The sequence below is a fragment of the Streptomyces mesophilus genome (assembly GCF_040300965.1).
Lineage (GTDB): Bacteria > Actinomycetota > Actinomycetes > Streptomycetales > Streptomycetaceae > Streptomyces > Streptomyces mesophilus_A.
On record NZ_JBEPEW010000106.1, the window covers coordinates 17635 to 29029 of the forward strand.

Annotated in this window: 9 protein-coding genes and 1 riboswitch; of the genes, 6 read left to right on the forward strand and 3 right to left on the reverse strand. The window is 69.6% G+C overall.

Features of this window, described 5'->3' with window-relative positions:
* Nucleotides 1-126 precede the first annotated feature (126 nt).
* The gene (gene otsB, locus ABT367_RS29340) at nt 127-996 is read left to right on the forward strand and encodes a trehalose-phosphatase (protein ID WP_352256303.1); all 870 of its coding nucleotides are present in this window, start codon (nt 127-129) and stop codon (nt 994-996) included.
* Between the two features lie 15 nt (nt 997-1011).
* Here otsB and ABT367_RS29345 read toward each other — a convergent pair whose 3' ends face one another.
* The 3 genes from ABT367_RS29345 to ABT367_RS29355 form a co-directional block, all read right to left on the reverse strand.
* Nucleotides 1012-2484 carry an alpha,alpha-trehalose-phosphate synthase (UDP-forming) gene (locus ABT367_RS29345; RefSeq protein ID WP_352256304.1) on the reverse strand — a complete coding sequence of 491 codons (1473 nt, stop codon included), beginning with the start codon at nt 2482-2484 and terminating at the stop codon, nt 1012-1014.
* Between the two features lie 167 nt (nt 2485-2651).
* A complete protein-coding gene (locus ABT367_RS29350; RefSeq protein WP_352256305.1) occupies nt 2652-4700 on the reverse strand; it encodes a hypothetical protein in 2049 nt (682 codons plus the stop codon).
* A 66-nt stretch (nt 4701-4766) separates the two neighbouring features.
* Nucleotides 4767-5714, reverse strand: coding sequence for a glucosyl-3-phosphoglycerate synthase (locus ABT367_RS29355; RefSeq protein ID WP_352256306.1), 948 nt, complete (start codon nt 5712-5714; stop codon nt 4767-4769).
* 150 nt (nt 5715-5864) lie between these two features.
* A riboswitch (SAM riboswitch) is annotated at nt 5865-6010 on the forward strand.
* Between the two features lie 18 nt (nt 6011-6028).
* On the opposite strand from ABT367_RS29355, the gene thrC reads away from it, so the two are divergent.
* The 5 genes from thrC (at nt 6029) to ABT367_RS29380 (ending at nt 11325) form a co-directional block, all read left to right on the forward strand.
* Entirely contained in the window at nt 6029-7315 is a 1287-nt protein-coding gene (gene thrC, locus ABT367_RS29360; RefSeq protein WP_352256307.1) for a threonine synthase, read from the forward strand.
* 53 nt (nt 7316-7368) lie between these two features.
* A complete protein-coding gene (locus ABT367_RS29365; RefSeq protein ID WP_165335411.1) occupies nt 7369-7644 on the forward strand; it encodes a MoaD/ThiS family protein in 276 nt (91 codons plus the stop codon).
* A gap of 435 nt (nt 7645-8079) precedes the next feature.
* Nucleotides 8080-8283: a cold-shock protein gene (locus tag ABT367_RS29370; protein ID WP_003986833.1), complete on the forward strand. Its 204-nt coding sequence runs from the start codon at nt 8080-8082 to the stop codon at nt 8281-8283.
* A 344-nt stretch (nt 8284-8627) separates the two neighbouring features.
* Complete coding sequence (gene groL / locus ABT367_RS29375; protein WP_352256308.1) at nt 8628-10250, forward strand: chaperonin GroEL; 1623 nt, start codon at nt 8628-8630, stop codon at nt 10248-10250.
* A gap of 223 nt (nt 10251-10473) precedes the next feature.
* Nucleotides 10474-11325 (forward strand): preprotein translocase subunit SecD, encoded by an 852-nt coding sequence (locus ABT367_RS29380; protein WP_352256309.1) that lies wholly within the window; start codon nt 10474-10476, stop codon nt 11323-11325.
* The last annotated feature ends 70 nt before the right edge of the window (nt 11326-11395 follow it).

The window sequence follows — 11395 nt, forward strand, 5'->3', positions numbered from 1 at the left end:
CCTCGCCGAGACCGCGGCCGCCCCCTCGCCGAGACCCACGGCCGCCCCCCCCGCCGAGCCCCTCGGCCGCACCTTTGACGCGAACCTCCATGGGGCAGTGGCGCCCGACCTGGATAGGGTCGACCTATGGGCAGCCTTCCGCATCGCACGCCTGATCTGCCGACGCCGTCCACCCCCGCAGGGCGGGACGGTCTCGCCGCGCTGCTCGCGCGGCCCGGACAAGCCGTGATCGCCCTGGACTTCGACGGCACGCTCGCCGAGATCGTCCCCGACCCCGAGCAGGCCCGCGCCCACCCGGACGCCGTCCCCGCGCTCGCCGCCCTCGCCCCGAAGGTGGCCTCCGTCGCGGTGGTCACCGGCCGGCCCGCGGGCGTCGCGGTCCGCTACGGGGGCTTCGCGGGCGTACCCGGCCTGGAGCACCTGGTGGTACTCGGCCACTACGGCGCCGAGCGCTGGGACGCCGTCTCCGGCACCGTGCACGCGCCCGAGCCGCACCCCGGGGTGGCCGCGGTCCGGGCCGAACTGCCCGGATTCCTGGACGAGTTGGGCGTGTGGCACGGCATGTGGATCGAAGAGAAGGGCCGAGCGGTCGCGGTCCACACCCGCCGCGCCGCCGACCCCGCCGCGGCCTTCGAGGCCCTGCGCACCCCGCTCGCGCACCTCGCCGCCCGCCACGGCCTGATCGTCGAACCGGGCCGCCTCGTCCTCGAGCTGCGCCCGCCGGGCATGGACAAGGGCGTCGCGCTAGCGGCGTACGTCCGCTCGGTCGGCGCGACCTCGGTCCTGTACGCGGGCGACGACCTGGGCGACCTGCCGGCCTTCGCGGCCGTGGAGAAGCTCCGCTCGGAGGGTCTGCACGGCCTGCTCGTGTGCAGCGGAAGCTCGGAGGTCGCGGAGCTGTCGGAGCGTGCGGACGTGGTGGTGGACGGTCCGGGCGGGGTGGTGGACCTCCTCGCCGCGCTCGCGGCGCACGCCGGCCCCGCGAGCCCGGCCTGATCGACACGTCAGGGCCTAGCCCCGCAACGCCTCCACCTGCTCCAGGAACCACTGTGCCGGCGGCAGCGCGGTACCCGCCGCGGCCAGGCGCTTCGTGCGTTCCGCGCGTTCCTCCGCCGGCATCGTCAGCGCCGCGTGCAGCGCGGCCGAAGTCCCCACCACGTCATACGGGTTGACCACCAGCGCGTCCTCACCCAGTTCCGCGTACGCCCCCGCCTCCCGCGAGAGCACCAGGACGCACCCCTCGTCGGAGACGACCGGCACCTCCTTGGCGACGAGGTTCATCCCGTCCCTGATCGGGTTCACCAGGGCCACGTCCGCAAGCCGGTACGCCGCGAGCGAGCGCGCGAAGTCGTCCTTGACGTGCAGGATCACCGGGGTCCAGCCCTCGGTCCCGTACGCGGAGTTGATCTCCTGCGCGACCCGTGACACCTCCGCGGTGTACTCGCGGTAGACCGCCAGATCCTGCCGCGAGGGATACGCGAACGCGACATGCACGACCCGCCCCCGCCACTGCGGCTGCTCCTCCAGGAGCAGCCGGTAGGCGTGCAGCCCCCGCACGATGTTCTTCGACAGCTCGGTCCGGTCCACCCGCACGATCACCTTGCGGGTGCCCTCGCCGCCCGGCTGCCCGCCGATCTGCTCCCGCAGGTCCGCGAGCCGCTCCTGCACATCGGCCCGCTGCGAGCGCTCCCGCAGGAAGTCCGCGTCGGCGCCGAGTCCGTGCACCCCGAGCAGAGTGCGGTGGAAGCGCCCGTCCGGGGTGCGGTAGCCGACGCTCGGGGTCGCGTCCTTCGGCCAGTACGTCATCACCTCGTACGACCCGAGGACCGCACCGCAGCACCCCTGGAAGGCCTGGAGCCAGCGCGTGGTGAGAAAACCGAGCCGGTCCGCGCCGAGCATCCCGAGCAGCAGCTCCTCGGCGATGTCGTCGGGGAGCATCCGGAAGTACTCGGCCGGGGCCCAGGGCGTGTGCGAGAAGTGCCCGATCCGCAGATCGGGCCGCAGCGCCCGCAGCATCCCCGGTACCAGCGCCAGGTGGTAGTCCTGCACCACGACCGTCGCGCCCTGCGCCGCCTCCTCGGCGAGCGCCGCGGCGAAGGCCTCGTTGTACGTGCGGTACGCCGCCCACTGGCGGCGGAACTCAGGACCGAACGTGGGCTCCAGAGGGGTCTGGTACAGCAGGTGGTGCACGAACCACAGCACCGAGTTGGCGACCCCGTTGTACGCGTCGGAGTGCACGGCGGCGTCGATGTCGAGCATCCGCACGCCCGGCTCGCCGCCCCCGCGCCGTACGGCTTCCCGGTCACCGTCGCTCAGCGCCGAGCACACCCACAGCGCGTCCGCCTCGTCCCCGATCGCGGAGAGCCCGGAGACGAGTCCGCCCCCGCCGCGCTTGGCGTCGAGGGTGCCGTCCTCCCGTACGGCATAGGAGACGGGACCGCGATTTGACGCGACGAGAACCTGCGCACCGTGCTCGGAGACCATGACGCGAACCTAGCCCGTCCAGGAAACGCTCAAACGTGCGGACGGCCGGACCCCCGCAGGGGAGCCCGGCCGTCCGAAGCGGAACCGCTGTTCAGTTGTCCGTCACGACCTGAGTCACGACCTGAGCGCGACCTGAGCGCGACCTCAGTCACGACCTGAGCGCGACCTCAGTCACGCCGGGAGCGGGACGCCGCCAGTGCCAGCGCGCCCAGACCGCACATCACGATCGCGAGCCCGCCGTAGAGCATCCCGTTCGAGCCGCCGCCCGTCTCGGCCAGCTCCGGCGGGGCCGGCCGTGCCTGCGTCCGCTTGCTGACGATGACGGAGACGCACGGGTCCGTGCCGCCCGCCCGGGTCTTCGCCGGGGTGCAGGTGGTCTTCGGGACATCGGCCGTCACCGGGATCACCACGACGGCGCCCGGGGTGCAGGAGGCCTTGACCGTCTGCTTGATGACGACCTTGCCCTTGGCGGGCACATCGCCCGTCCAGACCCAGTTCTTGCCGCTCTTGACGACCGTGCCGCTGCTCGGCTTCGGGGTGCCGCCCGCCGTCACCGGCCAGTGGATCTTCGCGTCCTCGCGCACGGTGCCCGAGGCGTTCGTGATCGTGATGGTGTTGGTGGTGTCGGCGCACGGGGGCACGACCGGCGGGTCCGGCTTGGTGACGATCTCCAGCGCCGGCACGACCGGCGGCTTCGGCTCCTCGATCACCGGGGTGGTGCCGCAGCTCGGGTCCGTCGAGTCCGCGTCGCAGTTGGAGCGCGGCGTCTCGACGTCGATGTTGTTGCGCAGCTTCCCGTCACCGGTGAGCGGATCGTTGACCTTCACGGAGTACGTGACGGTCGCTGTCTGCCCGGCCGGGATGTCCCCGACATAGCTGATCTTCGGCTCCGCGTAGGAGACGTCACCGATGGTCGCCTCCGCGTCGTTGTTGTATGTCGCGTCGTCGAGGTTGTCCGTGAGGTCGTCGCTGAACTTGGCGTTCGGATACGGCAGCCGGCTGATGTTCTTCGCCTTGACCGTGTACGTGAGGGTGCCGCCCGGTGCGACCTTCGCCGGGCTCGCCGTCTTGGTGATCTCCAGGTCGGGGACCGGCACGGAGAGCGCCAGCTGCGAGGGGACGTACACATCGCCCGTGCTCGTGAAGGTCAGGTCGGCCGACGTGGCGCCCTCGGGGATCGCGCCGTCAGGGACCTCGAAGGCCTTGGCGTCGACGCTCAGGTTGTTCTTGTACTTCGGGTTGAGCGCCCCGTCGTCCTCGCTGATGAAGAAGTTGTTGGTCAGGCCGTTGGACGGCTCGGTGACGGGCTGCCCGTCGACCAGGAACTGGTCGCCCCTGGTGTTCCAGTCGCCCTCGTACGCCGTCACGCTGGCGTGGATGTCGCCGTCGGTGCGGTAGAAGCCGTCCACGGGGATCGTGGTGGAGGCGTCCGCCCGGCTGCGGGTCGAGCGCTGGATGACGTGACCGCCCCAGATGTAGACGTTGCGGCGGTCGGGCGCGTACGTGTCGTTGGGGCTGTCGTACTTGTAGACGACGGTCAGCGACCAACCGCCCACGCAGCCCTGCCCGTTGGGCGCCCAGACGTTGCCGACGGCGACCTCGACGGGGCTGCCGGTGGCCGCGCCCTTGAAGGCGCTGGTGACGTTGGCCTCGGCGGTGTAGTAGTGCGGGCCCTGGGTGGCGTTGGGCGTGCGGACCGCGTTCTCGACGTTCACCTCGGACTGGGCGCCGCCGCCGACCCGGATGATCGGGCGGGTGGTGAGCGGGTCGCCGGGGGCGTAGTCGACCGGCAGATTGCCCTCGCGGTTGAGGTCGCAGATGTTCCGCACTGTTCTGCCGAAGCGGTGCGTGCCCGCGTTGCCGCCCCAGAAGAGGCGCGCGTAGTCGACCTCGGCGCCGGGCGGGATGGTCACCTGGCCGGTGCTCGAGTCGAAGGTGCCGGTGAGGCCGGCGGTGTTGATGCGCTGCTCGACGAAGTTGTTGTTGTTCTTCGTGCCCTCGGCCCGCTGCGTCTCCCGGCAGGCGGCTTCGACGTCGGGCGGGCTGGTCGGGCAGTCGAGGACCGTGTTGCCGATGGTCTTGAAGTCCCCGTAGAGCGATTCGTCGTACCGCTTGGCGAAGGGCTCGATCACCTCCGCGTGCGCCGGAGAGGCGGCGGCGCCGGTGAGGACACCGGCGATGGAGGCGGAGGCGGCGAGGACCGCCAAGCCCCGCAAGCACCTGTCCTTTACGTGTTTTGGCCACATAAAGGGCAATTTAGGCAAAGCGCATGATCGTCGGTGTTACGCCACGCGACGTTCCGTGTACTCGGCGACTCCCGCCATGGGCGGGCGTTCCTCCGTATCCACCACATGGGTGCGCGGTTCGAAACCTTGTTCCCCACGTTCGAACTGGGTGAGTACCGGACGTACGAGATGCCCGCGCGCGAGCCGCAGCTGAGCCGTCCGGTAGATCGCCGCCGCCATCCGGCCGAGCGCCCGCCCGTCCTGGTGCCGGTGCTTGCGCACCCCGACGTCGACCTGGGCCAGGGCGTCGAGCCCCACGGTGTGCAGCGCGTCGACGAGCAGGCCGAGCTCCACTCCGTATCCGACGGGGAAGGGCAGTCGCTCGAGGAGCGAGCGCCGGACCGCGTACTCTCCGCCCAACGGCTGGACGAATCCGGCCAGTTGGGGCCAGTGGAGGTTGAGCAGCGGACGGGCGACCAGCTCGGTGACGCGGCCTCCTTGCCCGGCCTCATCACCCAGCGGCCGGTCGTACATCGCCTTCACGAACTGCACATCGGGCTCGGTGAGCAGCGGGCCGACGATGCCGCTGACGAAATCCGGCGAGAACTCGCGCAGATCCGCGTCCACGAAACACACGATCTCGCCGCTCGTCACCAGGAGCGAGCGCCACAGGACCTCGCCCTTGCCGGGCACGGCGGGGATCCGGGGGAGTATCGCGTCGCGGTGCACGACCCGGGCGCCGGCCGCCGCGGCGACCTCGGCCGTACGGTCCGTCGAACCCGAGTCGACCACCACGAGCTCGTCCACCAGCGGAGCCGATGGGGACATCAGCTCGCGCCGGATCACGGTGACGATCTGTCCGACCGTCGCCTCCTCGTCGAGGGCGGGCAGCACGACACTGACCGTCGTCCCCTGCCGGGACTTCTCCGCCAGCAGCAGGTCGAGCGGCCGGTCCTTGGCCGACCAGGAGCGCTCCTGAAGCCAGCGCTCCACCTCTTCGAGCACGTCTGCCTACTCCTTGTATGTGATCCATCTCGCCGTTCGGACGACTATCTCAACGGCGGGGGCCTTCGGTTACAGTCTTGAACAGCGCTCATCACCACCGCATGTCGGGGGTCATGGAGCCATAAACACCTGGCGGACACCAGGTCATACCGCTCATCCAGAGGGGCAGAGGGATACGGCCCGTTGAAGCCCCGGCAACCCTCCGGTCAGTTCTCGCACCGCGCGACGCGAGGTCCCTGACTCGGGAAGGTGCCAAGTCCGTCTCATGGCGAGGTGCGCCATGAGGAAGATGAGGAGAAAGGGCCTCGCCTGCCATGGCTGTTCAGACTGTTGAAGCCACCACTACTTCTGTGGACCTCGGACCCGCCGCCGCACTGTCCTGCCGGGAATGCGGCCACCGCGTACCGCTCGGCCCGCTCTTCGCCTGCGAGGAGTGTTTCGGCCCCCTGGAGATCGCGTACGACTTCTCCTCGTACGAGACCGAGGAGCTGCGCCGCCGTATCGAGGCCGGTCCGGCGAACATCTGGCGTTACGCCCCGCTGCTGCCCGTCCCCGCGGACGTGGCCGAGAAGCCGAACCTGAACCCGGGCTGGACCAAGCTGGTCAAGGCCGACAACCTGGCGCGCGAAATCGGCGTCGAGCCGGGCAAGTTGTTCATCAAGGACGACTCCGGCAACCCCACGCACTCCTTCAAGGACCGCGTCGTCGCCCAGGCCATCGAGGCCGCCCGCGCCTTCGGGTTCACCACGCTCTCCTGCTCCTCCACCGGCAACCTCGCGGGTGCCGTCGGCGCCGCCGCGGCCCGCGCCGGCTTCCGCTCCTGCGTGTTCATCCCGCACGACCTGGAGCAGGGCAAGGTCGTCATGGCCGCCGTCTACGGCGGCGAGCTGGTGGCCATCGAGGGCAACTACGACGACGTGAACCGCTTCTGCTCCGAGCTCATCGGCGACCCGCTGGGCGAGGGCTGGGGCTTTGTGAACGTGAATCTGCGCCCGTACTACGCCGAGGGCTCCAAGACCCTCGCGTACGAGATCTGCGAGCAGCTCGGCTGGCAGCTGCCCGACCAGCTCGTCATCCCGATCGCCTCGGGCTCCCAGCTCACGAAGATCGACAAGGGTCTGCAGGAGCTGATCAAGCTCGGTCTGGTCGAGGACAAGCCGTACAAGATCTTCGGCGCCCAGGCCGAGGGCTGCTCCCCGGTCTCCGTCGCGTACAAGGCCGGCCATGACGTCGTACGGCCGCAGAAGCCGAAGACCATCGCCAAGTCGCTGGCCATCGGCAACCCGGCGGACGGCCCGTACGTCCTCGACATCGCGCGCCGCACCGGCGGCGCCGTGGAGGATGTGAACGACGAGCAGGTCGTGGACGCGATCAAGCTCCTCGCGCAGACCGAGGGCATCTTCGCGGAGACCGCGGGCGGTGTGACCGTCGGCGTGACGCACAAGCTGGTCAAGAACGGTCTGATCGACCCGAGCCTGACCACCGTGGTGCTCAACACCGGCGACGGTCTCAAGACCCTCGACGCGGTCGCCGGCGCCGGCGCCACCGCGACCATCCGCCCGGACCTGGAGGCGTTCCGCGCCGCGGGTCTCGCGAGCTGACCTCCCGGTATCGCGAGCAGACCTCCCCACACTTCCTGAAAGGCATCGGTCCCATGAGCGTGAACGTCCGCATCCCCACCATCCTGCGCACCTACACCGGCGGCAAGGCCGAGGTCGCCGCCGAGGGCGCGACCCTCGCCGAGGTCATCGCCGACCTGGAGAAGAACCACACCGGAATCTCCGCCCGCGTCCTGGACGACCAGGGCAAGCTGCGCCGCTTCGTGAACGTCTACGTGAACGACGACGACGTGCGCTTCGAGCAGGGTCTGGAGACGGCCACCCCGGACGGGGCCGGCGTTTCGATCATCCCCGCCGTCGCCGGCGGCTGATCGCTTCTTTCTCTCTTGTGAGTTGCCCCCTCCGCACGGGAAGCGGAGGGGGCAATTCTGCATGGTTGAGAGAGGTACAGTTGGGAATGCTGATTCGCCCTTTTCCCCGGGTGCGGCGAGAGTGTGCCGGGAGCATATGAGAACTCCCTGCGTACAAGGACAAGAACTCGCCTTCCTGTGCGCACCGTTCGCACGATTCACGCCGTTTGTCTGGCCCGCTTTGCCCTGAACTCCGGTGAATTCTCCGTAAATTACCGATCGCTCGTGCCCAGAATTCTCGTCCGATTGACCTGTTGCAGACGGCAGTTGGACAGATACATTCAGCGGCGGTCGACGCGTTCCGGCGCACACCACCCCCACCTGTCGGGGGGTGAGTTCTGACCCGGGTCCGCGAAGTGCGGATTCGTGCAAGGGCCAGTAATAGGGGAGTTAGGCATGGCTCAGGGCACCGTCAAGTGGTTCAACGCGGAGAAGGGCTACGGCTTCATCGCGGTCGACGGTGGTGCGGATGTATTCGTCCACTACAGCGCGATTCAGATGGACGGTTACCGCACCCTTGAAGAGGGCCAGCGGGTCGAGTTCGAGATCTCGCAGGGTCAGAAGGGGCCGCAGGCGGACATGGTCCGTGTGGCTGGCTGATCGCGCCGGAGCAGTCTGCAACGACGTGATGAAGGGTCCGCATCCCGGAGACGGGATGCGGACCCTTCTGTCTGTGCGGGTCCAGGCCCTTCTGTTTGTGCGCGCGGTGCGCGAGCAGACGCGGGTGGGGTGCCCGATCCTCGGGAGCCGCTTGCACTCGGCATAGGCGAGTGCTAATCATTGGCGTTAGCACTCACCCAGTGAGAGTGACAGTTTCAGACTTGGATCGGGCCGGTGAGGCCACAGACCGGGTGGGGCAAGGAACCACAAGGGATGCGGGCCGTCCGTCGCGGGCGCCGACACGATCCGGAGCAATCCACCCCTGTCCGGGAGGACCACTTCACATGGCCAAGATCATCGCGTTCGACGAGGAGGCACGGCGCGGTCTCGAGCGCGGGATGAACCAGCTCGCCGACGCCGTCAAGGTCACCCTTGGCCCCAAGGGCCGCAACGTCGTCCTCGAGAAGAAGTGGGGCGCCCCCACGATCACCAACGATGGTGTTTCCATCGCCAAGGAGATCGAGCTCGAGGACCCGTACGAGAAGATCGGCGCCGAGCTGGTCAAGGAAGTCGCCAAGAAGACGGACGACGTCGCCGGCGACGGTACGACCACCGCCACCGTTCTCGCCCAGGCGCTCGTCCGCGAGGGCCTGCGCAACGTGGCCGCCGGTGCCAACCCGATGGCCCTCAAGCGCGGCATCGAGAAGGCCGTCGAGGCCGTCTCCGGTGCGCTGCTCGACCAGGCCAAGGAGGTCGAGACCAAGGAGCAGATCGCTTCGACCGCCTCCATCTCCGCCGCCGACACCCAGATCGGCGAGCTCATCGCCGAGGCGATGGACAAGGTCGGCAAGGAAGGCGTCATCACGGTCGAGGAGGCCCAGACCTTCGGTCTGGAGCTGGAGCTCACCGAGGGCATGCGCTTCGACAAGGGCTACATCTCGGCGTACTTCGCGACCGACATGGAGCGCATGGAGGCCGTCCTCGAGGACCCGTACATCCTCATCGCCAACTCGAAGATCGGGTCCGTCAAGGACCTGCTCCCGCTCCTCGAGAAGGTCATGCAGTCCGGCAAGCCGCTGCTGATCATCGCCGAGGACGTCGAGGGCGAGGCGCTCTCCACCCTGGTCGTCAACAAGATCAAGGGCACCTTCCGCTCCGTGGCCGTCAAGGCCCCGGGCTTCGGCGACCGCCGCAAGGCGATGCTGAACGACATCGCGATCCTCACGGGCGGCGAGGTCATCTCCGAGGAGGTCGGTCTCAAGCTCGAGAACGCGACCGTGGACCTGCTGGGCCGTGCCCGCAAGGTCGTCATCACCAAGGACGAGACCACGATCGTCGACGGTGCCGGTGACAGCGAGGCCGTCAACGGCCGCGTGAACCAGATCCGCGCCGAGATCGAGCAGTCGGACTCCGACTACGACCGCGAGAAGCTCCAGGAGCGCCTCGCGAAGCTCGCCGGCGGCGTGGCGGTCATCAAGGCCGGTGCCGCGACCGAGGTCGAGCTCAAGGAGCGCAAGCACCGCATCGAGGACGCCGTGCGCAACGCGAAGGCGGCCGTCGAGGAGGGCATCGTCGCCGGTGGTGGCGTGGCCCTGCTGCAGGCCTCCACCGTCTTCGAGAAGCTGGAGCTCGAGGGTGACGAGGCGACCGGCGCCAACGCCGTGAAGCTCGCGCTCGAGGCCCCGCTGAAGCAGATCGCCGTCAACGGTGGTCTCGAGGGTGGCGTCATCGTCGAGAAGGTGCGCAACCTTCCCGTCGGCCACGGCCTGAACGCCGCGACCGGTGAGTACGTCGACATGATCGCCGAGGGCATCATCGACCCGGCGAAGGTCACGCGCTCTGCCCTGCAGAACGCCGCGTCCATCGCCGCGCTCTTCCTCACCACCGAGGCCGTCATCGCCGACAAGCCCGAGAAGGCCGGTGCCCCCGCGGGCGGCGGCATGCCGGGCGGTGACATGGACTTCTGATCCCTCGCGGATCGGTCGTTCCCGAGCTTTCGCTCTGACACAGGGGCGGTGCTTCTTCCCGTACGGGGAGGGGTGCCGCCCCTGTGGCGTTCGTACGGGAGGGGGCGGTCGTGTGGTGGTGGGCGGGCGGGCAGACGTACGGATCCGGCCCGGGAGACGTACGGATCCGGGCCAATCGTGCGACTTCGGCATGTTGGGGGCGATCCGCTGTCAGCATGGCCGAGTGAACACGGGGATGCGGCGCACTCGGGGCGCGAAGTGGGGCCTTGCGATGGCGGGTGCGGCGCTGGTGCTCGCGGGCTGCGGCGGGTCCGGGTCGGACGGGGACTGGCTCGGGGAGCGGCGGGGGGCGGGATCGGGATCGCCCTCGTCCCAGGCCGCGCGGAAGGCCGTCGTGACGTTCACGACGGTCGGCGGGCAGGAGGCGCCCGTCTCGGTGCTGGAGCAGACCGCCGCGCTGATGCGGGAGCGGGCCGGCACGGCGAAGCTCGAGGGCGTCGAGATCGAGGTCCGCGACGGGCGGATCACCGCCACGGGATCGGGCGCCGACGAGGCGGCCCTCAAGTCCCTGGGCCGCACAGCCGAGTTGGGTTTCCGGCCGGTCACGAGCGCGCAGCCGGCAGACAAGGGCGCGTGCAGGGTACGGGCGGGCGCGGCATCAGAGCCGCTCACCACCTGCGGGACCGACTCCTCCGGAGCCGCCGCCACCACGCAGTACGTACTCGAACCGGTCGCCCTGCCCGGCAGCGAGATCTCCCGGGCACAAGCGGCGCTCGACGAGAACGTGGGTGCCTGGACCGTGAATCTGGACTTCACGACGCAGGGCGCGGACCACTTCGCGGAGGTGACCGGCCGGCTCTCGACGCAGACGCCGCCGCAGAACCAGTTCGCGATCGTCCTCGACGGCGAGGTGCTCTCCGCGCCTTCCGTCAGCCAGGCGATCACCGGGGGCCAGGCCCAGATCTCCGGCAACTTCACCGAGCGCACCGCACGGGCACTGGCGGCCCAGCTCTCCAGCGGGGCGCTGCCGTTGGACCTCGAGGCGTCGAGCGTGAGCCGGGTGCCGGCCGGCTAGCGCGGGGGAGGCGACCGCCCGGTCGCCGGTCTGCGGGCCGCCGAGGGGGCCGGCGGCCCGGTGCCGGCGC

What these genes read in the sequence shown, in the direction of transcription:
- otsB (WP_352256303.1), top strand. Translation starts at nt 127, where the DNA reads ATGGGCAGCCTTCCGCATCGCACGCCTGATCTGCCGACGCCGTCCACC.
- ABT367_RS29345 (WP_352256304.1), bottom strand. Translation starts at nt 2,484, where the DNA reads ATGGTCTCCGAGCACGGTGCGCAGGTTCTCGTCGCGTCAAATCGCGGT.
- thrC (WP_352256307.1), top strand. Translation starts at nt 6,029, where the DNA reads ATGGCTGTTCAGACTGTTGAAGCCACCACTACTTCTGTGGACCTCGGA.
- ABT367_RS29365 (WP_165335411.1), top strand. Translation starts at nt 7,369, where the DNA reads ATGAGCGTGAACGTCCGCATCCCCACCATCCTGCGCACCTACACCGGC.
- ABT367_RS29370 (WP_003986833.1), top strand. Translation starts at nt 8,080, where the DNA reads ATGGCTCAGGGCACCGTCAAGTGGTTCAACGCGGAGAAGGGCTACGGC.
- groL (WP_352256308.1), top strand. Translation starts at nt 8,628, where the DNA reads ATGGCCAAGATCATCGCGTTCGACGAGGAGGCACGGCGCGGTCTCGAG.